30 protein-coding genes are annotated in these 21,297 nt (G+C 58.5%); 1 reads left to right on the forward strand and 29 read right to left on the reverse strand.

What is annotated here, in order from left to right; all coding sequences use genetic code 11:
- Positions 1–14: 14 nt before the first annotated feature.
- From H9C73_RS02770 to H9C73_RS16420, 29 genes are all read right to left on the reverse strand, one after another.
- The gene (locus tag H9C73_RS02770; RefSeq protein WP_209286257.1) at positions 15–2,525 is read right to left on the reverse strand and encodes a phage tail-collar fiber domain-containing protein; all 2,511 of its coding nucleotides are present in this window, start codon (positions 2,523–2,525) and stop codon (positions 15–17) included.
- Positions 2,526–2,527: 2 nt separating this feature from the next.
- Entirely contained in the window at positions 2,528–3,226 is a 699-nt protein-coding gene (locus tag H9C73_RS02775) for a phage tail protein I (RefSeq protein ID WP_209286258.1), read from the reverse strand.
- Positions 3,219–4,118 carry a baseplate assembly protein gene (locus tag H9C73_RS02780; protein WP_209286259.1) on the reverse strand — a complete coding sequence of 300 codons (900 nt, stop codon included), beginning with the start codon at positions 4,116–4,118 and terminating at the stop codon, positions 3,219–3,221. The genes H9C73_RS02775 and H9C73_RS02780 overlap by 8 nt, the downstream gene beginning before the upstream one ends.
- Complete coding sequence (locus H9C73_RS02785) at positions 4,118–4,456, reverse strand: GPW/gp25 family protein (protein ID WP_209286260.1); 339 nt, start codon at positions 4,454–4,456, stop codon at positions 4,118–4,120. Before H9C73_RS02785 ends, H9C73_RS02780 begins: the two co-directional genes overlap by 1 nt.
- A 323-nt stretch (positions 4,457–4,779) precedes the next feature.
- Positions 4,780–4,992, reverse strand: a complete 213-nt coding sequence (locus H9C73_RS02790) for a hypothetical protein (protein ID WP_209286261.1) — start codon at positions 4,990–4,992, stop codon at positions 4,780–4,782.
- Positions 4,992–5,474 (reverse strand): phage baseplate assembly protein V, encoded by a 483-nt coding sequence (locus H9C73_RS02795; protein ID WP_209286262.1) that lies wholly within the window; start codon positions 5,472–5,474, stop codon positions 4,992–4,994. Before H9C73_RS02795 ends, H9C73_RS02790 begins: the two co-directional genes overlap by 1 nt.
- On the reverse strand, positions 5,471–6,022 hold the full coding sequence (locus H9C73_RS02800; protein WP_209286263.1) for a hypothetical protein: 552 nt from the start codon (positions 6,020–6,022) through the stop codon (positions 5,471–5,473). Before H9C73_RS02800 ends, H9C73_RS02795 begins: the two co-directional genes overlap by 4 nt.
- Positions 6,022–6,570 (reverse strand): phage tail protein, encoded by a 549-nt coding sequence (locus H9C73_RS02805; protein ID WP_209286264.1) that lies wholly within the window; start codon positions 6,568–6,570, stop codon positions 6,022–6,024. Before H9C73_RS02805 ends, H9C73_RS02800 begins: the two co-directional genes overlap by 1 nt.
- Before the next feature lie 3 nt (positions 6,571–6,573).
- A complete protein-coding gene (locus tag H9C73_RS02810) occupies positions 6,574–6,888 on the reverse strand; it encodes a head-tail joining protein (protein WP_209286265.1) in 315 nt (104 codons plus the stop codon).
- Positions 6,888–7,193: a Rho termination factor N-terminal domain-containing protein gene (locus H9C73_RS02815; RefSeq protein ID WP_209286266.1), complete on the reverse strand. Its 306-nt coding sequence runs from the start codon at positions 7,191–7,193 to the stop codon at positions 6,888–6,890. Before H9C73_RS02815 ends, H9C73_RS02810 begins: the two co-directional genes overlap by 1 nt.
- Before the next feature lie 61 nt (positions 7,194–7,254).
- Positions 7,255–9,267 carry a phage major capsid protein gene (locus H9C73_RS02820; RefSeq protein ID WP_209286267.1) on the reverse strand — a complete coding sequence of 671 codons (2,013 nt, stop codon included), beginning with the start codon at positions 9,265–9,267 and terminating at the stop codon, positions 7,255–7,257.
- Positions 9,230–10,777 carry a phage portal protein gene (locus H9C73_RS02825; RefSeq protein ID WP_209286268.1) on the reverse strand — a complete coding sequence of 516 codons (1,548 nt, stop codon included), beginning with the start codon at positions 10,775–10,777 and terminating at the stop codon, positions 9,230–9,232. The genes H9C73_RS02820 and H9C73_RS02825 overlap by 38 nt, the downstream gene beginning before the upstream one ends.
- A 3-nt stretch (positions 10,778–10,780) precedes the next feature.
- Positions 10,781–11,314: a hypothetical protein gene (locus H9C73_RS02830; RefSeq protein ID WP_209286269.1), complete on the reverse strand. Its 534-nt coding sequence runs from the start codon at positions 11,312–11,314 to the stop codon at positions 10,781–10,783.
- Positions 11,315–11,320: 6 nt separating this feature from the next.
- Positions 11,321–13,357, reverse strand: a complete 2,037-nt coding sequence (locus H9C73_RS02835) for a phage terminase large subunit family protein (RefSeq protein WP_209286270.1) — start codon at positions 13,355–13,357, stop codon at positions 11,321–11,323.
- Positions 13,354–13,866: a terminase small subunit gene (locus H9C73_RS02840; protein WP_209286271.1), complete on the reverse strand. Its 513-nt coding sequence runs from the start codon at positions 13,864–13,866 to the stop codon at positions 13,354–13,356. Before H9C73_RS02840 ends, H9C73_RS02835 begins: the two co-directional genes overlap by 4 nt.
- A gap of 127 nt (positions 13,867–13,993) precedes the next feature.
- Positions 13,994–14,425 (reverse strand): hypothetical protein, encoded by a 432-nt coding sequence (locus H9C73_RS02845; RefSeq protein ID WP_209286272.1) that lies wholly within the window; start codon positions 14,423–14,425, stop codon positions 13,994–13,996.
- Entirely contained in the window at positions 14,412–14,696 is a 285-nt protein-coding gene (locus tag H9C73_RS02850; protein WP_209286273.1) for a hypothetical protein, read from the reverse strand. The genes H9C73_RS02845 and H9C73_RS02850 overlap by 14 nt, the downstream gene beginning before the upstream one ends.
- Positions 14,693–15,193 carry a glycoside hydrolase family 108 protein gene (locus H9C73_RS02855; RefSeq protein WP_209286274.1) on the reverse strand — a complete coding sequence of 167 codons (501 nt, stop codon included), beginning with the start codon at positions 15,191–15,193 and terminating at the stop codon, positions 14,693–14,695. Before H9C73_RS02855 ends, H9C73_RS02850 begins: the two co-directional genes overlap by 4 nt.
- A 2-nt stretch (positions 15,194–15,195) precedes the next feature.
- Positions 15,196–15,483 (reverse strand): hypothetical protein, encoded by a 288-nt coding sequence (locus tag H9C73_RS02860; protein WP_209286275.1) that lies wholly within the window; start codon positions 15,481–15,483, stop codon positions 15,196–15,198.
- Entirely contained in the window at positions 15,483–15,812 is a 330-nt protein-coding gene (locus H9C73_RS02865; RefSeq protein WP_209286276.1) for a hypothetical protein, read from the reverse strand. The genes H9C73_RS02860 and H9C73_RS02865 overlap by 1 nt, the downstream gene beginning before the upstream one ends.
- Positions 15,813–15,894: 82 nt before the next feature.
- Positions 15,895–16,332 carry a hypothetical protein gene (locus tag H9C73_RS02870; RefSeq protein ID WP_209286277.1) on the reverse strand — a complete coding sequence of 146 codons (438 nt, stop codon included), beginning with the start codon at positions 16,330–16,332 and terminating at the stop codon, positions 15,895–15,897.
- A 14-nt stretch (positions 16,333–16,346) separates the two neighbouring features.
- Positions 16,347–16,631: a hypothetical protein gene (locus H9C73_RS02875; RefSeq protein WP_209286278.1), complete on the reverse strand. Its 285-nt coding sequence runs from the start codon at positions 16,629–16,631 to the stop codon at positions 16,347–16,349.
- Positions 16,618–17,094, reverse strand: coding sequence for a hypothetical protein (locus H9C73_RS02880; protein ID WP_236014047.1), 477 nt, complete (start codon positions 17,092–17,094; stop codon positions 16,618–16,620). The genes H9C73_RS02875 and H9C73_RS02880 overlap by 14 nt, the downstream gene beginning before the upstream one ends.
- The gene (locus H9C73_RS02885; RefSeq protein WP_209286279.1) at positions 17,091–17,381 is read right to left on the reverse strand and encodes a hypothetical protein; all 291 of its coding nucleotides are present in this window, start codon (positions 17,379–17,381) and stop codon (positions 17,091–17,093) included. The genes H9C73_RS02880 and H9C73_RS02885 overlap by 4 nt, the downstream gene beginning before the upstream one ends.
- Complete coding sequence (locus tag H9C73_RS02890) at positions 17,362–17,526, reverse strand: phosphoadenosine phosphosulfate reductase domain-containing protein (protein ID WP_209286280.1); 165 nt, start codon at positions 17,524–17,526, stop codon at positions 17,362–17,364. The genes H9C73_RS02885 and H9C73_RS02890 overlap by 20 nt, the downstream gene beginning before the upstream one ends.
- 5 nt (positions 17,527–17,531) lie before the next feature.
- Positions 17,532–18,401, reverse strand: coding sequence for a helix-turn-helix domain-containing protein (locus H9C73_RS02895; protein WP_209286281.1), 870 nt, complete (start codon positions 18,399–18,401; stop codon positions 17,532–17,534).
- Complete coding sequence (locus H9C73_RS02900; RefSeq protein WP_209286282.1) at positions 18,398–19,153, reverse strand: Rha family transcriptional regulator; 756 nt, start codon at positions 19,151–19,153, stop codon at positions 18,398–18,400. Before H9C73_RS02900 ends, H9C73_RS02895 begins: the two co-directional genes overlap by 4 nt.
- A gap of 478 nt (positions 19,154–19,631) precedes the next feature.
- Entirely contained in the window at positions 19,632–20,129 is a 498-nt protein-coding gene (locus H9C73_RS02905; RefSeq protein ID WP_209286283.1) for a hypothetical protein, read from the reverse strand.
- 74 nt (positions 20,130–20,203) lie between these two features.
- Complete coding sequence (locus H9C73_RS16420; protein WP_209286284.1) at positions 20,204–20,428, reverse strand: transcriptional regulator; 225 nt, start codon at positions 20,426–20,428, stop codon at positions 20,204–20,206.
- Positions 20,429–20,537: 109 nt separating this feature from the next.
- Between H9C73_RS16420 and H9C73_RS02915 the strand changes: the two genes are divergently transcribed.
- A complete protein-coding gene (locus tag H9C73_RS02915) occupies positions 20,538–21,296 on the forward strand; it encodes a S24 family peptidase (RefSeq protein ID WP_209286285.1) in 759 nt (252 codons plus the stop codon).
- Position 21,297 lies beyond the last annotated feature (1 nt).

A 21,297-nucleotide genomic window follows, 5' to 3' on the forward strand; every position in this document is an offset into this window, starting at 1 on the left:
ATAACGATGTTACCTCATTCAAAGATGTGTGCTGATCCTGAGTTTGTACCAGAGCTGTCGCTGTAAAAAGCTCCAACAATGGCTCTGGTTTTATCTCCGCTTATTGAGACCGACTGACCGAAGTTCGCGGATTGCATATTTGCCCCAGCACCATATATTTTCCCCAGTTCCGACCAAGACCCATTCTGTCCCGAAAAAACGTACGCCATGCCGTTGGTTGAACCATGTTGATCATTCAAGGGAGCACCGCAGAGTAAAAGTGACCCATCATTCGATAGTGAAATAGCTCGCGCGAAATTATCATTTGAGGCGACATCGCTTGGTGATACTTTCGCCTCTAAAGAATAACCATCACTATCGCGGTAGATGAATGCTGCACCTCCGTTGCTTACAACAGAGCCATCGTAGTCAGAACCTATTGCGCAAACAGCCCCAGACGCATCCAATGCTACGTCGATACCAAATCGGGTAGTACCAGGCATATCTGACGTGAGGATCGCAGCGCTGGTATAGCCACTACCGGAATTCGAGAATATATAGGCCGCGCCGTTATCCAGGTTCTTCGAGGGGGCGCCACCGACCACCGTGCTGCCATCGCCATTGATCGCGACGGCCATGCCTAGATAATCGTTCTGTGCTGCATCTGGTGCGGTTAGCGATTGCACAAATACCCAGTTTGAGCCATCAAAGGTATAAACCTTTAGAATTCCTGCGTTAGATGCCTCTGTACTATCAACCGCATTACCAATAACTATAGTTGCACCATCGCCTGATACAGCAATTGAATACGCCTTTTCAGGTAGGGTCGCAGAGTGAATATAACTGCTTCCGTCGAAACGAAATACATGCACCCCGTTTTCTACGTTGGATTCAGATATTGCGATGACAGTAGCGTCATCGCTAATTGAAACACTATCTCCAAATAATCCATAATATCTCACGGTTGGAGCGGTCAGTTTTATAACCTGCTGCCAACTACCACCGGTGCTGGTAAATATGTAAGCTGAACCGCCTTTATCTTGTATGTCACTATCATAACGAGCACCGACTACAGCGACTGCTCCATCAGCTGATATATCGACGGAAAAGCCGAACTCATCATATGCATTTCCATCTGATGCCAAAAGTGTTGCTACCTCATCGGATGGGTAGAATCTGTCTTTTGTAATGAACGATACCGCATTAGACCACCCCGATGCCCCCAGGCTGCTACCGCTATGACGTGCGCGCACGTAATAGGTGGTGCTGGTGGACAGCGTGCCGGGCGGCACCGCGATGCTTTCCAGATTGCTGACATCCCCCAGCGATTCCCAAACCACAGCAGTGAACGCGGCATCCGTCGCCACTTGCCAGTCGGTGCTTGCGTGGGTGTCGGCACCGCTGGGGTAGGTGGCGAACGCGCTGGTGGTCAACGTCGGGGTTTCGCCCACGTCAGTGGCGCCGTTCGCGGGGTTGAGTACCTCCGGCGCGGCGATAGTCTGTGAACCCACAGCGATGCTGAATGCGCTATTGCCGTTGTTGCGGGTCACGGTCAATGTCAGGTTGCCCGCGGCCTCACCGGCGTCAATGTCCAGCGTAATGGTATCGCCTGTGATGCTTGCGGTGCCCACGTCTGTCACCACGGTGTAGGTGCTGAAATCGTCATAATCGGTGATGGTGTAAGTGTTGCTGCTGCCGGGGTAGACCAGATCGGGACCGGTCAGCGATACCCGGGCCAGGCTGTTTACGCCCACCTCCTCATTGTTCACGAACTGCAGCTGATCGCCGGCAGCACAGGCCTGATCTAGACGCACCTGAGTGGCATTGAGTGCGCTCCATTGCGATGGCGGGAGACGATCGCCGTTCTTGTAGACGGCCAGCCCCTGCGTGCGGGTCTCGGCGAGGTTGAACACCTGCTGCCCCTCCACCGCAATACGCTCTTCAGTGATCGAGTGGACATGCACGTTAAGCGTCTCGGCCGGGTCGAACCACTCGGTGTCGCCCTCTGCGTTGGTGGCCTTGCGGAGCAACTGACCGGTCAGACCGCCTTCCGGCAGGATGTAGGGGCGGATCTCCTCAATGTCAGCCTTGGTCGCCAGGGTGATGTAGTCGTCGATCACGGCGGTGACGTTGGCGGCGTTGCCGATCACGGTCACCAGATCGAATATCTGCTCCACCACTGTGGCGCCGCCCTCGGCCGGCAGGAAGTCGCTCTGAGTGCCGCTGTTGCTGTAGGCGTACAGCTGCTCTTCCAACGTGTCCGGGTCGCGGGCAAACACGCCGATCTCGCGGACGAAAAAACCTGTGCTCACGCCCTCGTTGGTGAGGATCGCACGGATCTTGCTGGTACCGTCGCCGATGACCTCAAACGACTGGATCGACAGGCTCTGTTTTTCATCCACCAGCGCCGTCAGGCTTTCTGGCTCGGCCGGCTCATATCCGGAGCCGAGCGCGACGCGGGTGAACTGCAGTTGCTGGCCGATCTGCGCCTTGGCCTGCAGCTGCCGGCCGGCGTTGGTCAGTATCAGGCCGGGAAAATTCGCCATGGTTATGCCCTCGGGTTAATCGTGGTTGTGGTTGCGATGTGGTACGCGCTGCCACTGAGCAGCACGGCGTCAGGCAGCGTGATAGACACGCCAGCCGGGTCGAGTGTCATGGTTTTGCCGGTGTGGGTGATGCCGGCGAACGTCAGCGCCGCGGGCTCTGGTGTTGGATCCAGCGTGTGGTTTACGCCCATCAGGGTGCCGGTGTGGGTATAGCCGCCCAGCGTGAATGACAGGGTAGCGCTGCGCTTGACCTGCACCGCGACCAGCCAGCTGCGGACTGGCTTGGCAGCGTCCACCAGCTCGATCAGTCGGTCGTAATCTTCAGCGCTGGCGAGCAGGCCGGTGGTGACAATCTTGAATTCATGCGCGTCCAGGTCATACGCCTGCCAGGGCTCGACCACGTCGCCACCGCCCAGAATCAGCTCCACCACCTCCTTGACGGCAGCGGGTGTGCCCTTGCGGCGGTGCAGGTATAGCGAGGCGGCGATGATGTCGCGCTTCTGCTGGGTGGTCCACTGGCTGTCCCAGCGGTCCACGCTGTAGGCCCAGGCCAACCAGGGCAGGACATGCTCGGGGCAGGTCTGCGGGTTCCAGAGATCCCGTACCGGCACTTCCACCTCGCCGATCCGTGCCATGCTGAATTCGATGGCGCGCTCAGTGTCGGTGCTATTGGGCGGCAGCAGGCTCACAACGTCACTCATCTGTGCCCCCGGTCGTCACGGTAGTGCCGGTGCAATAGGCAGCCTGATGACTGGCGATGACGATATCGGCGCCCGGTGCGCTCAGCGTCACGTTCTGCACGCCTTCGCGGTGCAGGGCTGCATACAGGCCGGAGAGGGTCACATCGCGGCCCAGCCGGTGGTTGCTCTCGATGTAGGCATCCAGCGCAGACTGCGCAGCGGCGAGTACCACGGCGCTATCGGGGCCGGGGTAAAGGGTGAGACTCGCCGTGACGGAATAGTTGACGATCTCGGCGCTCTGCACGGTGACCTGATCGGTCAGCGGGCGCACATCGTCGGCGTTGAGTGTGCTATCCACGGCAGTCAGCAGGGCGGCATCGGCGGTGCCATCTCCGGTACGACTCAACACGGTCACGACTAATTCGCCCGGGGCTGGGCTGGCCACGCTGGCATCGAGCACGTCGGCATCCGCGCCCAGGGCGTGGAAGATGTAGGCGCCCTCGGGGCCTGCTGTGCTGAACCCTTCGAAACTGAGCTGCACACGGCGGCGCAGACTGGTGTCGTCTTCGTAGGTGGGCGGTACCGGCGGCACTACGTCAGGGTCGCCAGCATCGAGCAGCAGGCGCACCACGTTGTAGTTGGCGGCGATCTGGTCGAGATCGGTGCCGCCGGCGTAGGCGAGCATGACTGCGCGAGCACCGTCATTCACTCGCTGACGGACTATCAGCTCCCGGTAGGCGCATATCTCCAGAATCTTGTACGCTGGATCGGACTCAATCATGGCGCTGAACGCCGGGTCACGCGCCTGCAAGTCTGCAACCATTGCAGCCAGAATTGCTTCGTAGTCGAGCTGTTCGACAACATCAGGTGCAGGCAGTTTGGACAGGTCAACTGCGGTAAATGCTCCGGCCATCAAGTCACCACTATGCCATCAAGGGATATTTCCTTGCCGTCCGGCAGGTAAGTCCCGGTAATCATTAGCACTACACGGCCAGGTTCAGCCGATTCGGCGCGAACTTGCGTGAGTCTGAAACGGGGCTCCCAGCGGCGCAGTGCTTCAGCAGTGGCTGCGTAAAGTTGCAGCAAAGTGCTGCGATTCATCGGTGCATCAATCAACTGAAACAACCGGCTGCCATACTCGCGGCGCATGACGCGGCTGCCCAGCGGCGTTGTCAGAATATCGGTGATACTCTGCCGCAGGTGGTCGATGCCGATCAGGCGTTTTCCGGTGGTCGCACTGGTTCCGTTCATAACCGGATAATGGACGCTGCAGCAGGTAGCTGCCTCTGGCGAGTTTTCCCGTTAACCGCCAGCGAAAACGTCGGGAGATCCAGCCGCAACGGCGGTACAAGTCGGGTCACCTACACGACCGCATTGCTTGCCGTTCACGTAGACAGTGCTGGATCCGGATGAGATGGGTGCACTATGGCCAGGACAAGGACTGCCTGGCATTAGATGACCCGTGTTCAAGTCGCCCTGTCTGGATATGCCGATACCATTGCAGAAGACGTCACTGGATCCTTGGGCGCGGGTCATCCCTGAACAGTGCGGCACATCTGCATCACCAATCCGAGTCACCGCTGGCATCGTGCAAGAAACTCCATGAAGATTTCAGGAAGGCGCTCAATGTCATCATGCTGCTGTTGTGTGTGTGGGCCTGGTGGTATCTCTGGCACCCACTCGATCAATTCCTGAATCTGGTCAGGCAGGTCATTCCAGTGGCTGCAGCTGTGCAGCTCACCATCCGTAATGTACTGGTATCGGCCAGTGCCCCAGTCAAACGCCATCAATTCAAATCGATCCTTGCACCATTCAAACGGATCCCGGCCGCATCCATTTCAATGGTGCTGCCGTTGGATTCCAGCGTGATGCTGCCACGGTTCATGGTCAGGCTACTGGTACCCAGGTCAACGTCAAGCTGATGTGCTGCACTGTTATACTGGCAGCGGGTACCATCTTCAAACAGCACCAAGTCCAAGTCTGGATTAGTGTCGGGCGCATCCAAACTGCTGGAATACAGCATACCGATGACGGTGGCCTGTGCCAGCTCGCCAGACGGTGCAACCATGACCACCTGCTGCCCCTGCCGCAGTGGGCGCCAACGCTTGAAGTTGCGCCCCATTTCAACCGGCCAGGGTAGCCAGGCGCTGTTCATGCCGCCAGCCTCGACGCGGATTTTCTTGGCGTCATGGTCAACGGCGCTGATCACACCAATCTTCACCATGTTGGCTAAACGTCGCTCTACTTCGGATAGGCCCCAGGCGCTCATGTAATCAGATCCTCACCCAGCTGCAGCGGTTGGTAGGCCTGCTCATGCTCTGGCCCGATTTCAGGCTCCCAGCTCGCCAGCACCTGTGTTGGAATAGTTCCGTCATTGGTCCAGACAGTCGCGCCCAAGTGGACGATATGCTGCCATTCAATGCGCCAGACTTCGTACTGGTCCAGCTCAGGACTGAAGTCGTCCGGCGTAATGGCCGTGACCTCAGCAGGAGAAATCGGCTGTCCAAATCGGTTGGCCTGAATGAAAGCGCCAATCGCGGCTGCCAGTTTGCGGATCTCGCGCTTGGCATTCGCGGTGCGGAATCCAATGATTACACGCGCCTCAAAACGCGCCAGCATCGCCAACTGCTCAGTTCCTGGGTCATCGTCAGGTGAGCCTTCCATATCGGCCAGCTCGATCAGGCAGGCGGGAATGGCCAGCCGGTTGCGCTCTTCGTGGTAGTCGTCAACCGTGACCAAGTCAGGAAACTGCGCGGCGATCGCATCAATGATGGACTGGTGAAGCTGGTTCAGATCGATCTCGGTGTTGGCATCCATTACTTGCGCCCTACTCCGTAAATCACACGCGCCCGTAGATCAGCGGTGAAGTGCTTGAAGAAGATGGATTCCAGCTCAGTGAATATCTCGTCTTCCAGATACACATCCATCTGATCCTTGACCGGCAGGGTCTGTTCAATGATCGGCAGGCGCTCCTGGCCTTTGCGCTTGAATATCGTGCGGGGACCGCCTTTCCCTTTCGCAATAAACGCCCCTGGAAACTCGGTGCCGCGAAAGCTGGCACCGCCTCGTGACGCTTTGGGTGAACCCTTGAATGCTGACACCTTCATGTCGTTGGTGCCGTACCACAGGGTCACCGCATCCAGCAGCTTGCCTTTACGTATGCGAATAGTGCGCAGGCGCTTGCGTAATTCTTTGGTATTGCGCAGCTCGAGCTCATCCTTCAGGCCTTTGTTGCTCATTTTTCGCAATGTGCCGGCGGTACGATTGATAGCGCGACTGTACGCCTGCTGGATTTGCTGCTCGGTTGCTCCGAGCTCATCCTGAAGATCAACGATTTGCTGGTAGTCGATATCAAACTCCAGCATGAATCACCCCCGTGGCGCCAGATCCAGCAACGCCATACCTGTTCCATCCGGCTGCGGACTGGTCATGATGTCCATCACCGTTCCATCAATGCTGATGGTGTCGCCGCGCGTCACGCCCTGGACATCCGCTTCCTTGCAGGTAAACCTGGGCCGACTGGTATCCATATCGTATTCGCCCAGCTCTGCATTCAAGTAGGGGTCATCATAGATACCCGTAACGGTTCGGCTGGTGGCGTCCTGCAGCTCGATGACCGCCTGAACGGCGAACTCTTCGGCGTCCAGGAAGTCGTCCAGATCTTCCCAGTCAGGGGTTGGCATTACTCACTAGCCTCGGAAGCCGCTTCAATCGCTGCGATCAGCTCGTCTTTCTTCATCGACTTGAAGCCTTCGACGCCGATATCACCGGCCAGCTTCTGCAGGTCCGCCACGGTCATTTCGGTCAGGTCAGCGTCGGCTGCGGATTCCACGTCCTGCTCGTCCGCAACCACCGCTTTACCTCGCGCCAGCAGGTTGCGGGCTTCCTTTTCAGTGACTTCAATCAGGTTGCCCGCGGTGACGATCTCACCTTCCATCACAATGGCAGAGGTCAGTTCAAGCACGATGAGGTCGGTTTTTTTGGCCATGCTCATACTCTCTCAGTTGTCAGAAAAAAGGGCTGCGCCGGGCAGCCCTGGTGATGAGGGGTTAGGTTGCGTCACGACCCAGACAGAAGGACTCGACACGGCGCAGCACGAAGTCCACATCCTGCATCGCCACTACGCGCACGCGACCCTTGGCGCTGTGGGTATAGGGGTCAACGGTCAGATCCAGGCCGCCCCACATGCCGATCAGCAGGTCAGCGAAGTTACCGAAGAACATGTCGCCGTTCTGGATCTGGTTAGTCACCTGGGTGCCATAACCGTTCACCGTATTACCCGGCTCCCAGATCGGAGAACCATCAGTGCCGCTGAACTTCTGCGTGGTTTTGAAGTGGCCGCGCATGCCGCTGTTCATCACATAAGCCATGCTGTTCACATCCGCATTGTCCGCCGCAATCTCCGACTCCATTTTCACCACTTCGGCATAGGTCGGCAGTGCGCCTGTAGCACCAGAGGTCGCGCCAGCAAAGTCCACGGCATTGATGCCAGTGGCGTTGGCGATACCCAGTGGCTGGTTGCCAGAACCGGTTCCGTAAAAACCAGCTTTGTCGATGGTCAGCGCCAGCGCGCTGGCCAGATCGCGACGGATCAGTGCTTCCACGTCCAAGCTGGACTGCATCAGCAGCTTTCGGGTGACTTCAGACAGCGCGGCGACTGTCTTCGGAGTCATCCCGATCTGATCCAGCTCCAGGCCGTCTTCAGTCGCGTCTTCGTCTTCACCGATCCAGTAACCGGTAGCACCAGCAGACTGGCGAGGAATGGCGATGTTACCGACCAGCCCGCCCATGGTGGTACCCAGCTGCATCAGTACCGCACGGTTACGCAGCATCTCCACGAATGACTGGCTCATCAGGTCGGTGCTGATGGAGTAGCCGCCGGTATCACCGGCTGCGGTACCAGTGGTGGTGGAGTTCAGCGCACGGCGCAGCACGTCCGCAGGCACCAGGATGCCTTCCGGCTCCTTGCCGGCACGCTCTGCGGCTGCACGACTGGCCTCATATTCGAAGGCAGCCGCCTCCTGAGCCCGCTTGTCAGTCGGGTTGGCCAGTGCACGCAGCGCACGGATGAAACTGAACTGACGCACTTCGTTGTCAGACATGCCGATGTCGGCACCGGTTTCGTCACCCAGCGGCTTGCTGCGCTCGGCGTTCAAGTGGTCCAGCAGCTTACGCTGGAAGTCGGCCACGCTGGTGTTGCCTTTGACCGCATCGCGCGCCAGATCTTCGGCGCCGTACTGCTCAGCCATCTCCATGATGGAGCGGACTCGGTTACGTTCGGTTTCGGAGCCTGTGCGCTGTGCCGCACGCTCACCTTCACCGGCCTTTTCCAAGGTTTCGAGCACCTTGGTGATGTTGCCATCTTCGTCGACCAGCGCTCGCACCAGGTTGCCCTGGGCATCTCGTAGAATCTTTTCCATATCGGCGGGTTCCTGTTTGTCCGGATTGCCAGAATTATCGTCAGTATTACCAGACCGCCGCCCCTCAGCCTCTGGCGCGTTTTCCATACTGCGACCCACCCCCACGGTGGGATCAGCAGGCACGCTGACCAGACTGATTTCATAGGGCTCCCAGTCTGTGACGGTGACCAGATCAGCCATGCCGCTGCGCTCTTCGATCTCCACCCTGTGGACTCGATAGCCAACGGAGACGTGACGGATGATCTCGTCAACCACGTCCTGGAACATTTCGCTGGCACGCGCGCCTTTGCCAAAGCGCACCACTGCACGGCCCCGCCGATCAGCGCCAATCTCTATGCTCTCAACCACTGCAACCTGGTCTTCCCAATTGTGCATCCACAACACAGGCGCCCCGTTTTCAAGGCGCTCTTTGCGCATAGCACCGGGTGCATGGCTCAGGACTTCAACACCGAACCAGCGCTCGACCTCAGCCTCAGAGCTGAACGCCAGTTCGACAGTGCGTTTCGCTTCATCCATGACGCGGGTGACTTCCGCAAAACGGAACACCCCGCCGTCACGGGTATTGATCTGCTCAGGCGTAATGCTGCGCGTGAAGTACGCGCCGCTAATCGCCAGCATTTTGCTCAGTGCTTGCCGGTCCATTCCCAGCGCCTCCCATCTTGATGCCCATGGCTGTGCTGATAAATTCGTCGGGGATGCCTGCAGCCTTCATCGCCTCAATATCCCGCGCCAGCTCGCGCCAGACCGTTTGCGGATCCCGGCCCTGGTTGCGGATGACTTGGCTGGGCGAGTCGATCAGGTTTTGAACGCTGCGCTCGGCGGCATCCATATCGGCACGCGGATCGATCCATTCCCAACGGCGCGGCTGCCAGCTGACATTGCGGTACTTATCCAGCCGTTCAGCCTTAAGTGGCTTGCCGTTTACCTTGATGCGTCCCGCCAGCAGCTGACGCGGCAGCCAAGCCTCGAACACCGGTTCAATCAGCTGTTCGATCAGCCATTCCTGCAGGTCTTTCCAGTTGTCGCGCTCGTCCAGCTTGCCCTGACGGATAGAGCTGAAGTTCACGCCTTCCAGGTCATTGGCCAGGTTGTTGTAGGCCACGCCCCAACCGCTCGCGAAGCCTCGCAGCATCGACTTGTGGAACGGCGCAAATTCGCCAGACGGGTACTGAGGATTCCACTCTCGAAAGCGCACCCCGGCTGGCAGTTCTTGAAAGCTGCCCGGATCTGCATCCATGTAGAGCTCTTCGTCTTCGTCCTGCTCTGGGCCGTAGCCTTCTTCCCACTCGAAGAAGCCACCCTTAGCCGCTGACACACGGGCGTTGACCAGCGCCGCCTTCTCGAAACCTTCCAGCATTTTGGCGCGCCACAGGCCCGTGGCCATCCAGGGCAAACCTCGCTTCTGGCCAACGATATCCGGCAGGAAGCCGTGAATGATCTGCTTGGCAGGGACGCGCACGTAATGACGACCACCGTATGAGTAATCGGCGTCGACAGCGTCCGTGGTGGTGAAGTAGTAGGCCAGAGGCTTGCCGTAGCGGTTGAACTCGATGCCATGGCGCACGAATTTGCCGCTGGGCAGTTTTTCCTGGTCGAAGTCCACCGGGCAGCGCTGAGGGTCCAGTACCTGCAGCGCAACCCCCCACTCACCCGCATCACTGCCAGTGATGATGCGCACCATGAACTCGCCATCTTTGGCCGCGCTGGTGGTGCAGATCGACTGTAGTGAGCGCCAGGACAACTGGCCGGTCACGTCACAGTTCTGTCGCTTGCCCCATGCGTGCCAAGCCGCTTCGATGGCATCGTTCGCCAGCTGGTCCAGCTTGCCGGACGGGTCTCGACTCTGCGCCTGCAGCTGCACCCCGCGCTGGCCAACGATGTTCTGGCGGCACATGCGTAGATAGGCCTTGGCATAGTCGTTATTGGCTGCCTGCTCACGACTTCGCGCCACGATCACGCGCTGGTTGCGACGGACAATATCGTCCGCTGTCAGCGGCATGGTGCCCCAGCTTTCGGTCAGCCGATCTGACTGACCGGCATCAAACATGCGGGCAAGATGGCGACCAAGGCCGGTAAATTTTCGGCGCGGCTTGTCATCCTGCTGCGCTGGGGTGGTCAGTTGTTCCTGGTTGCGCTTTCCGAATCCAAACACAGGTTAAAACCTCACCATGACGTTGCGGCCCAGCAGTGACTGACCCTTGGCGGCTGCTTTGGCGCGGCGCACCTCCTCCTTGAAGGTGCTGCGCAGCTTCAGCAGGTCACCAATCGGGGTGCGCTCCAGCTCCCGATTGTTGATCTTGTACTTCTGCTGGTCCTTAGTGGCACGGCCTTGAATAACAGCCTCAATGGCATCCAGCACCTTCTCGGCGTAGATGCGGCCATCGTAGCCTTCAGGCATCGCGGCCAGATCGGGCTTGATGGTGAGCGTGCCATGATCCACTTCATGCACATTGGCACCGTCCGACACGCGCACACTGAACCAGTAATCCCCCGGCAACCAAGCGGCTGTTGTGATGGCGTCTACTTGGATCAGGTGCTGAGGATCAGAAGCGGTGGCGGTCAGATCGATTGACTGAGGACCGCGCATAATGACAGACAGGCTCCAGCTCGGTGCCGGATAGGCCGTCAGCGTGATCGGTACATCCAGGGTAAGCCCTGCGGTAATGCTGTTCGGTAATAGATCTGACACTTAGAATCACCAGCCATTGACCCAGCCCCCTTTGCGCTTGCCGGATTTGCGAGCGCGGCTGGATTGCCTTATGCGCTTAGTCTTGCGGACTGGCCGGTATTCTTCCTCTGGCGTCTTTTCACCCGAAGGCTTGTCTTTCGACTCCACCCGGTTGCTGGTCAGCACATCGCGCAGCTTGTTGGCGGTATCAGCCACCTGCTGCGACCACTCCTCATCCGTTGCTTGGCTATCTTCCTGGTCATCCTCTACCACCAGCCGCTTTGCCAGTCGCGCCATGTTGGGGTTCAGGATCTTCAGTGCAGCCAAGGCGTACACACGGCAGTCAAAGGCCTCGTTTCGGTCTCGGGTTTTGTGCCACTCCCTGATCGGGAAGCCTTTGATGTACTTGGTGATCAACTTCTCGGCGGTAATCTGGTGGAACCACTCCGCGTCACGCTCATCCGGAAAGTGGCAGTAACCCGGCCCCGGCGATTTGATTGCCAGCCGCTTGGCCACAATCATCTTGGCTTCGTCGGTACCGACGGTGAACAGGTCGACTGGACGCTGGCCACGGCCGGTACGCTTCCGGCTGGGTGCGCTAACGATCGGACGGCCCCAACCGCCCACGCCTTTGATGGCAAACAGACGGCGACCCGTCTTGCCCTTGGCGTATTCATAGGCTGCCTGTGTGTAACCGCTGTTGCCGCCGGTATCCAGGCAGGCGGCGCTGATCGGCAGTTGAGCGCCAGACTGGTGCATCCACGTCTTTGCCAGGTAATCGTCCAGATCATCCCAGACATCGCCCTGCAGCGGATCCCCCCATAGCACTTGGTAATCGACGGACCATGACTCATCGCCCAGACCCCATGCCACGGTCTCGACTTCCAGGCGGTCTTGCTGCATGTCCACCCCGGAGGTCAGCACCAGCCCTCCCGCCGGTACCGGGGCGCGGTATTTCTCGGCGCGCTCAATCAGGCCGGTGCTGTCGACCTGATCGCCCCGCTCCTCCCACGTTTCAGCCAGACTGACGTTAACGAAGGTCTGCAGGTCGCCGGCAGCCTTCTTATCCAGGAACGACTGAACGATGTCGCCCAATCGGCGAAAGGTACTGTAAAGCTCGTTCAGGTGGTAGGAGGCGTGACCGCGGAACGGCTTGGCGGCTTTCCAGCCGGCGCCAATCTCCTCGGCGGTCCTGATCGCCGCGATGCGCTCGGCATCCGTCCAGCCTGGGGCACAGCCATTCACGCACATATAGCGCGCAGTCTCTGGCAGGTGGTTGCCCTCTTCATCCTGCTCCCACGTCACGTTCTGCCACTTGAGCGGCTGATGTTCACCGCAGTGCGGGCAGGCTACGTGAAACCGGCGCTGATCGCCCTGCTCGAAACTGGACTCGATCCAGCTTGCCCCTTTCGTGGTAGGCGTGCTGATCTCCAACAACAAGCGCTGATCACCAAAGGTGGCCGCACGCTGCCACAGCAAGCCGACCGGATGGCCCTCGTTGGTACGGTCATAGCCGTCCGTTTCGTCGCAGACGATGAACGGAGCCGACCGACCTCGCATGGTCTTCGGACTGCCCGACCAGCTGAACATCATGAAACCGCCTGGGTAGGACTTCATGCGCTGGTTGTTCACACCGTCACGGCCGCGCGGCTTGGCGATGAGCTCCTGCAGCTGGTCGTTGTTCTCCACCAGTGGGTTGAACTTGGTTTCCAGCCAGGTGGTTAGGTCGCCCTGGCTGGGCTGCATCATGATCTGGCTACAGGGGTTCTGGGCAATGCGGTACGACTGGGCACACAGCGCCAGCATAGTTTTACCTACCTGAGCACCCCATTGCAGCGTGATCCGTTGGCAGCTGGGGTCCGCCGTCATATCCAGCGGTTCTCGCTGGTAGGGAGCGTTATCAAAGCGGATAAGACCGGGCACTGCGTTGCCGATCGGGATCTTGACGTTGGCTTCGGCCCAGCTGGAAGGCTTAAGGTCGGGCGGTGGCTTGAAGTGCACCTGAGCGGCACGCACCGCTTTGACCAGGCCGTTCAGGTTTCGGAACTGTAGCGCTGCCGTCACGCCGCTTCCTCTTCGATCTCGTCTTCGAAGTCACACTCGGTCAGCAGGCTGCTCGAAGACAAGGCCTCAAGCGACTGATCAATCTCGGAGATCAACACCTTCTTGATCCGGGTCTCGTCTTCTTCGCCGATGAGCCTGCCAGCAACGCGGCCGGGGATGTTGCGCATGTTCGCTTTCACTTCCGCGAACACCTTGGCCAGCCCCTTCTGGATATCATCCACCATGGCCACTTCACTCTTGGCCTTGGCCAGGTCCAGCTCGGCCTTGGCGGTCTCGGCGGCCAGCTTGCGGCGCTTCAGCTCATCCTCATCAACGAAGTCACCACCACCGGTGGCATTGATGATCGCCTGTTCTTCTCGCCACTCAGCCACCGCCGTCGAATCAAACACCCACTCTTTACCGCGGCCGCCTTTCTTCACATAAGGCATGCCCTGGCGCACCCAGGCCATGATGGTCTGGCGGTGCTTGCCGTAGTGGTCTGCAAGTTCGGAGGTGTTCAGCTTGGCCATCTGCTCAACTCAAATGACGATGATGAAATGAATCTGGAGTGCCACGCACAAGTAAAAAACTGCGAGGCCGTGTCACCCGCAAGGGTGCCCCTTGAGAAAGTACCTTGGGAATCAGTAGCCTGGCCGATCAAGCAGGCTCGCATACGTCACCTGAAGGGGCTATGTAGACCGTCTCATCATCCTTGCCCCGAAACATGTACTCCTCGCCGTAGAGCTGAACGGCGCGGTACCAGGCGCGGCGACGGATGTACCACATGCCGTCTTTTTTCAGCCAGCGTAGCAGCTCGCGGTTACTCTCTTCGAACCAACGCATATCCAGCAATCCCAGCTTCATCAGCTGATACAAGGCATCATGTATGGCGCTGCCTCGCAGGCTATCAGGAGTGTCAAATGTAGGGCCTGAAGGCCCATCCCATGCATAGCCAGCTGCAAGGATCAGCGTGCCGTTCGGATGTAGCGTGATCCATTCAGTGCGTAGTGTTTCACTCGGATGGATACGGGTCTGGAATACAGCCTGCTCTGGCAGGTCATACTTCCAATTACGCTTACGGTACTTCATGGGTGTCCTCCATAGCGCTCAGGACATCCGTGCACAGGCCATCACTCGGATAGCCCGGCAGTGCTGTACGAATCAACCTCAGCAGTACCGCGCGAGCAACAGGGTCAGACTCGGTGCAATACTGCTGCTGAATCGTCAACGCATGCACAGTGCCGTCGAGAGCTGTACCTGTCAGGTCACCAAACTGGTAGCCGTCATCCATGCGGGTATTGATGTTCTCGCATCCGGCCAGTGCACCAGCCAGTGCCGCGGCAATCAGTAAGCGATTCATGCCGCCACCTCGGCTTCGATCTTGGCGCTCGCCATGGCCGTCTTAACCGTTCTGGTGCTCCAGCCCCGACCGAACCGCTGCCACCCTGCAAGGGCCGCATAGTGCGCCAGCCGCTCTGATGCAAAGCTCGGCAGGATATGAGCCGGATCGGCCTTGTTGGCAGCCGCTCGGGTGACCGGCCCCATGATCCCATCATCCTTCACGCGCAATGCTCGCTGCAGTAGCTGGACGGCCTGACGCACCCCCATGTTCACCGCCGTATCAAACAGGAAAACAGCGACACACGGCTGCAACTTTGAGCAGTCGGCGGCCAGCCAGTATTCATTCAGGTAAATGCTGCGCACCTGCTCATGAGACGGCCGGCCATTGCTCCACGCATCAGGATGAGCCCGAGCACTGATCCCCAAGTACGTTTCACCGCCCGGATCGGCGGGGTCGTTGACGTAGCCACCCTCGTGTTCCAACACCAGCGCCAGCGCAAAATCGAACAGCTCCATGATCACCCCCTATGCCCAGAAAACGCCCTGACAAACAGCTGCAGGCCCACCAGCATGCCGAAATGAACCATCTGCCAGGCCAGCAGTGTCAGAGAGTCGTGGTATTGCTCGGCATCCTTCGCGATCCAGGTGAATGCCAAAAAGAAGAAAGCCAGCCCGCAGAATATGGGCATGACCAAAGGGCGTGGATCCCGCCCATCCACCTTGTGATGCAGAGCAGCGATCGCACTGACGACCAGCCAGGCGGCAGCACCCATATTGACCAGCGTGAACAGTGAGTTGATCGACATTACCGCTTCCCCCTGAAGATCACATCAAGCAGCGTTTCGGGCTGCTCCCGGATCCGCTTGCCGAACGCCAGCAGGGCCATGATCAGATCCTCAGCCAAGACAGCTGAAACCCCGACGATTGCACCGCGGGTACCATCACTCATCCCGTCCACATCGCCCAGGTACAGATTCACCATGCTGCCCACAAACAAACCGACTGTAACGCCCCGGGCAATACCCAACAGCGTCAACCGGTTCACACTGAACAGCAGGCGGACGGCAACAGCCACCAGTGCAATCGCAATCGGCACCCCCCACTGTATGGCCAGACGTTCCGCTTCATTCCTCACGAGATACCCACCATGCTCTGATCCATCATGCTGGGAGTATTGCTGTTGCTCGCCCCGGGTTCCTCTGGCGTTATTTCCCCCTCTATCCGAACAGGTCTATTTGCTTCCAAGCAGGCCCGGCTTTGCCAATGTCCCGCTGATACCCTTCCTTTGGCTCCATTGCCCACAAAATATTGTGAACGCTGCGCTTCGTCATCTGGATGGTGTCTGCTATATCGCCGATATTCATGCCGTCCTCGTACATGCGTACGACTGTCTGGTTCCGGTAATGCCTCAACACATTGCGGCAGGTGCCCAGCTGCAGGATCATGCCCCCGAAAGCAGCCGCCAAGGCCTTGGCATCCTCCCAGCCCAACAGCTCAACGAGCATGTGGTCACTCGAAAGCTGCTGCGGCACATACAGCACAACCCGCCGTGCTCGCTTGCCGCATCTGGGTAGCTGCCCCACCAGATACAGGGCGCGCTCTCGCCCTATGACATCAGCGATCTCTTGAACAGATTGCGGCAGTGCTGCACCCACGGTGACACCTCGCCTTAATCGATTTTGCTGCCGATTGATTGTGCTGGCGCCAGCCTCGCATTGATCTGTTTCAGCTCGGCAATATCACGCCGTGCGATGATCAGGGCGCTGGCCAGTGCGTCCTCCAGATCGCAGAAGTAGTCCTGCTCCACCTCTACCAGCCCCAGTCCGCCGCAGCTGCCACATGTCATTTCAGATACTGCGCCGCGGATTGCACCGGACCCGAAGCAGGCGTCACATCGCTTGCCCTTCGGGGCCTCGATCCGCAGGGGGCGTTGTTTGAGCTTACGCTTTTGCACGTTGCTGCCTCCTTGCGACTGAGAGCGCCAGCATGGCGGCATCCCGGGTGTCTTCGTTGCTGCGCCCTTCCCAGCCGGTCATCTTCTTGAACAGATCCGCTTTGCGCTTGGCTGCCTTGGCAGTGCCGCCCAATGGCTTCACCAAGGTGTAGCTGGCGCCGATTCGATCCAGCCACATGACGATCAGCTCACCTGAGTGCTTCACACGACCCACCTTCTGGCTGATGCAGTTCATCTGTGCCTGTTCCTTCTGGCGCGAGCCCCGCTTGATATTGCGGGCGTATGTCGCCTTGTTGGCCTGCACATCCTCGACCGCAAAGTGAGCGCCAGCCGCGTGCTGCTCTTCGGTCCACTCCTGCAGATCGAAGAAGTTCATCGTTTTCAGGTCGATCAGCTGGCCATTCTGCACAATGCCAATGCCGCTCTTCTTTGAATCTGGATCAATGCCGATAATCAAACTCAAAACGGAATCCTCTCTGATTCAGGCACGGCAACAGCGCTTGCCTTGAGTTCGTAGAAACGCCCCTGGTGATCGGTCACCCACTCATAGGGCATCAGGTCTGCCACCGTGCGGCGGTCCAGCAGCGCGTAGGCCAGCTGCTGCATGGGATGATCCTGCCGGCAACGCTGCAAACGCTCCCCTACCGGCAGGCTCAGCCCGCCGAAACGAACGTCGTGCTCAACGGCAGCAAACTCCACCCGGGCGGCGCGCCAGCTGCTACGCCATACATCACGCGCACTGATCTGCATCGTTGCCCTCCTGTGTTTCAGGATGCTCATGGCCAGTGTCAGCAAAGACGGCTGACAGATTGCTCACATCACGAGCCAGAGCGACCAAAAGTGTTGCAGTTGAGTCCTTGCCGCCAGAAATGCTGACTATGTTGTAATCCTTCATCCCGCTCACCACTCGCTGTCCGGGTTCATCACGCCATCCATCACCATGGACGACACCGCCGAGCGCGTTTGCTGGCGCGTTGCCTGGTTGGTGGCCGGGCTGCTCAGGGCACGCTGGAGCTGGCGCAGCAGCTTGTGTTCCCACTGGGCCTGGGTGAACTCATTGCCGGTGGCCTCCCAGTAGCTGCGGAACTCGCCCAGGATGCTTTCCTGTTGGGTTGAGTCGAGGCGTGACAGGTTGACGCCCGCGGTGCGGCAGCGCTCCGTGAACCAGTCCGATGGCAGCCACTGCCAGTGCATCGGGAAGGTGTTGCGGTCAGCGCTGTTGGCTGGAACGGCTGGCGCTGTGTCCTGGTGGCTGAAGATTGCGGCGTGGTGTGCCTGCTCGGGTGTGAGCTCAGCCGGTTGATCAGGGGCGGTGTCGATGCTGCTGGACGCGCCAGCGTCATCATCAGGTTCAATGACTGGTTCTGGAGAGTGACTGGTTCTGGGGTCAGGATTTGACCGGGGGGTAGTATCAGATTTTGACCGGGGGGCGGTTGAATCCTGACCGGGTTTATTCTTGACCGGGGCAGATTCTGACCGGGTATGCTTCGGCTTTTCAGTCGCCTTTCCTGCCTCGATGTGCAGGCGATACTTGTTGCTGCTCTTGCCACCATTGCGTTCTACAACCGTCAGGAAGCCTGCTTCCTCCAGTGCTTTGACGTGAGCCTTCACCGTGCTGCGCCCCATCTCACACTGGTCTGCCACATGCTGATATGACGGCCAGCACTCGCCCTTGTCGTTAGCATTGTCAGCCAGCTTAACCAGCACCAGCTTACGGCCAGGGTTGCCGACTTTAGCCTTCAAGGCCTCAACCATCAGCGTCATGCTCATTGCATCACCTCGGCCGCATGGCCAATTTTTCCATTCCACGTCTTCTTCATGGGCAACTGCTCCTGCGTATACATCTGGAACAGGCGCACAGCGCCAGCACGCAGCAGCACCGGGTAATGGCGCTCGCGCTCCTCTTCAGTTGTGGGGTGTATCCAGATGGTGGTGCGTTCGGCCAGGTACTTGTCACGGGCCTTGCTGTTCACGCGCCAGCCACTGAAACCGTCACGGCGCAGCCAGCCGATTGCAGACAGGTGCTTCTGAATCTCCTGACAGTTCACGCCGTTCAGCGTCTTGGCAAAATCCACAATTTTCATGCCATCAACGAAATGCGACTGCATGTGCTCCAGATCCCGGCGAACTTGCTGATTCTCCAGCGCCAGCTGCTGGCCCTGCTCGACTGCATCAGCCCAGGCGCGTGCGGCCACAGCCGGGTTGTTGAAGTCCGGCAGCTGGTAAGGGCTGCTTACCTGTTGCTCCAGTGCTTGCCAGCGATCTACCAGGCGAGCGGTGAACTCAGGGGAAAGCTGCGCAACGATCACATAGCTGTCGCGCTTACCTACTGAGTAGACACTAACCCGCTGCCCCAAGTGATTTTGAACTTCCACCAATGGTGGGAGTTGAATTGCACCGCGTTCGGCCAGTCGCTCAATCGTGCGCTTAACACTGTCATGGCGAGCCTCAACCAGATCAGCGATCTCAGCGCTGGTCATGGTGACCTGCTCGGTATTGCTCACTCGGATAACATCATTCATAATGAAGTCCTCTTTGAGTTAACCCCGTCGCGGCTGCCCAGCCATATCAGCGTCGGGGTTTTCTTTTGTCTGTAAGCTGGGGCGTCATCAGGGTGCGGCCCTCGGCCCCGTAACTTTCCGCACTGCTGTGTTGCACCGGCTCGGGTATTGGATGACGCGAATATTCCACTGAGAACCGTCGCACGGCATTCACCGCAACTGAGCAGCACCCTCGTTCCCTGGATACCTCGCCCGCCAACCGTTAACGGACCGAAGATGCTGGTCGGTTGCGTGCCCGTCTTTCCGGGCTGTCAGCGACCGTACTCCCTTCCGGCACTGCCCCACTGCAGCTGTATGACCGGTCGGTTTCTGGAGGGCGCCTGATTGAGCCGTGAGGCCAAGGAGACTCATCGCCCTGCTGCCGAGGTTTTTTCATGCTCGGGCACTCTCGGCTTATCCCGGTCGGCGCCTTCCCCCGCCGCTGGGTCACTGCGGCCAGTTACTGGCCCTGCTGGTATGCCCGTTCAAGTGCATTGGCTGTCGACCGCATCATGGCGGCCGGCACCGGTGCCTGGTGCTGAATCAGATCAGCGCCCTGGCGGTTGAATGAAATCAGGTCGTGGAGGTTTACCGGGCGCGGCTGCTCGGCCACCAGTTCACCCAGCTGCGCCAGCGCCTGTTCGAGGCTGGTTTTATCTGAATCAACCACCGGAAGCGGCTTGGCAGGTTCAGGGCACTCACGCTCCAGCGGGGATACTTCAAAGCCCAGCTCCTTTGCCTCTTGTGTGCCCCGCTCTGTCAGCCAGTAGTGCGACGAATCGTTCAGCCCCGTGCGCATGATGAACGCATCATCTTTCGTTAGCGCTTTCAGGGTGGCCTTGAGCACCTCAGCCTTGTTACAGGTGACGGAACGCGCCACCAGCTCGCCCGGCGTAATGCCCGGATTGGCGGCGATCATCTTCAGAATTTCTGTCTTGCGGTCTGCTTGTGTGGTCATGAATCACCTGTATGGATTTACATAAGCCGGGCCGGATAAAAAAAACAGGCGCCAGCAGGGATACTGGAACCTGTTCAGGCAACGCTCAGCTCAGGCCAAATGACGCGCCAATCATCAGGACGGAGCTGCTTTCTGGTTACGGACCCGAATGTCTCCTTCTCAATTCTTGAAGCCAGCTCTGCAGAAGCAGTTTTGTTGCCATAAGCGATCTGGCGAAGGTAGCCACGCGTGGTTTTGGTTCTCTTGACCTGCTCGTCGGTTGCAGTTTTCGCCCACTCTAGAAGTGCCGTGTTCTTCATTGCTTGCGGTCCATAAGTCCGATATGCAGCAAAGTATTACCCACGGGTAATCAAGTTTCAATACCTGCAGGACATTTACCTTTAAGTAATAACTGGTGAGACTTGTCCAATGGAAACTCGTGAGATACGCCGCACCAATCTGAAAAAACTAATGGACCACTTGTTTGGATCAGAACGTGGTGCACAAACTCGTCTTGCTGATGCGTTAGGCCGTAGTCAGAACTACATTTCAAGATGCTTGGCTGACCCCTCTAAGAAGGGAGCAAAAGCAATTGGAGAGGACTTGGCACGCGAAATTGAGGATGCTTTTTCTCTAGAGCGATACGCTTTGGACTCCACCTCATTCAGCGCAGATCGGACGAAAGCGTTGACCACCTGGAGCATTGAAGCCAAAAAGGACAGCAACGTGATAGCGGCAGATTTCCAAAAAGGACGCCTCAAGGACGGCGAAATTGCCATTCCTCAGTTTGATGTACGTGCAGCGATGGGTGCGGGCCAAGTTGCGCCAGATTACGTTGAAACCATCCGGCACCTCACCCTTCATCAGGGCTATTTATCCACGCTGGGTGTGCGCTATACGCAGCCAGGCAATCTGGCGATCGTCACCGGCCACGGTCAAAGCATGGAAGGCACCATCAACGACGGAGACCCGGTAATTATCGACCGCGGCGTGCAGTCATTCATTGGCGATGGCATATACCTGCTGACCTGGAACGACCTGCTATTCATCAAGCGCCTGCAGATGGTGTCGGCCACAGAGGTCGAGATGATAAGCGACAACCCCAAGCACAAAGACAGGGTTGTGAAGCTGGATGAACTCACCATCCACGCCAAGGTATTGTTGGCCTGGAACGCCCGGAAGCTCTGAT

The organism is Marinobacterium alkalitolerans, assembly GCF_017776525.1.
GTDB classification, from domain to species: Bacteria; Pseudomonadota; Gammaproteobacteria; order Pseudomonadales; family Balneatricaceae; genus Marinobacterium; species Marinobacterium alkalitolerans.

Coding starts and splice junctions, on each gene's coding strand:
- H9C73_RS02770 (WP_209286257.1), bottom strand. CDS start 2,525: ATGGCGAATTTTCCCGGCCTGATACTGACCAACGCCGGCCGGCAGCTG.
- H9C73_RS02775 (WP_209286258.1), bottom strand. CDS start 3,226: ATGAGTGACGTTGTGAGCCTGCTGCCGCCCAATAGCACCGACACTGAG.
- H9C73_RS02780 (WP_209286259.1), bottom strand. CDS start 4,118: ATGGCCGGAGCATTTACCGCAGTTGACCTGTCCAAACTGCCTGCACCT.
- H9C73_RS02785 (WP_209286260.1), bottom strand. CDS start 4,456: ATGAACGGAACCAGTGCGACCACCGGAAAACGCCTGATCGGCATCGAC.
- H9C73_RS02790 (WP_209286261.1), bottom strand. CDS start 4,992: ATGGCGTTTGACTGGGGCACTGGCCGATACCAGTACATTACGGATGGT.
- H9C73_RS02795 (WP_209286262.1), bottom strand. CDS start 5,474: ATGAGCGCCTGGGGCCTATCCGAAGTAGAGCGACGTTTAGCCAACATG.
- H9C73_RS02800 (WP_209286263.1), bottom strand. CDS start 6,022: ATGGATGCCAACACCGAGATCGATCTGAACCAGCTTCACCAGTCCATC.
- H9C73_RS02805 (WP_209286264.1), bottom strand. CDS start 6,570: ATGCTGGAGTTTGATATCGACTACCAGCAAATCGTTGATCTTCAGGAT.
- H9C73_RS02810 (WP_209286265.1), bottom strand. CDS start 6,888: ATGCCAACCCCTGACTGGGAAGATCTGGACGACTTCCTGGACGCCGAA.
- H9C73_RS02815 (WP_209286266.1), bottom strand. CDS start 7,193: ATGGCCAAAAAAACCGACCTCATCGTGCTTGAACTGACCTCTGCCATT.
- H9C73_RS02820 (WP_209286267.1), bottom strand. CDS start 9,267: ATGGACCGGCAAGCACTGAGCAAAATGCTGGCGATTAGCGGCGCGTAC.
- H9C73_RS02840 (WP_209286271.1), bottom strand. CDS start 13,866: ATGGCCAAGCTGAACACCTCCGAACTTGCAGACCACTACGGCAAGCAC.
- H9C73_RS02845 (WP_209286272.1), bottom strand. CDS start 14,425: ATGAAGTACCGTAAGCGTAATTGGAAGTATGACCTGCCAGAGCAGGCT.
- H9C73_RS02850 (WP_209286273.1), bottom strand. CDS start 14,696: ATGAATCGCTTACTGATTGCCGCGGCACTGGCTGGTGCACTGGCCGGA.
- H9C73_RS02855 (WP_209286274.1), bottom strand. CDS start 15,193: ATGGAGCTGTTCGATTTTGCGCTGGCGCTGGTGTTGGAACACGAGGGT.
- H9C73_RS02860 (WP_209286275.1), bottom strand. CDS start 15,483: ATGTCGATCAACTCACTGTTCACGCTGGTCAATATGGGTGCTGCCGCC.
- H9C73_RS02885 (WP_209286279.1), bottom strand. CDS start 17,381: ATGCAGATCAGTGCGCGTGATGTATGGCGTAGCAGCTGGCGCGCCGCC.
- H9C73_RS02890 (WP_209286280.1), bottom strand. CDS start 17,526: ATGAAGGATTACAACATAGTCAGCATTTCTGGCGGCAAGGACTCAACT.
- H9C73_RS02895 (WP_209286281.1), bottom strand. CDS start 18,401: ATGAGCATGACGCTGATGGTTGAGGCCTTGAAGGCTAAAGTCGGCAAC.
- H9C73_RS02900 (WP_209286282.1), bottom strand. CDS start 19,153: ATGAATGATGTTATCCGAGTGAGCAATACCGAGCAGGTCACCATGACC.
- H9C73_RS02905 (WP_209286283.1), bottom strand. CDS start 20,129: ATGACCACACAAGCAGACCGCAAGACAGAAATTCTGAAGATGATCGCC.
- H9C73_RS16420 (WP_209286284.1), bottom strand. CDS start 20,428: ATGAAGAACACGGCACTTCTAGAGTGGGCGAAAACTGCAACCGACGAG.
- H9C73_RS02915 (WP_209286285.1), top strand. CDS start 20,538: ATGGAAACTCGTGAGATACGCCGCACCAATCTGAAAAAACTAATGGAC.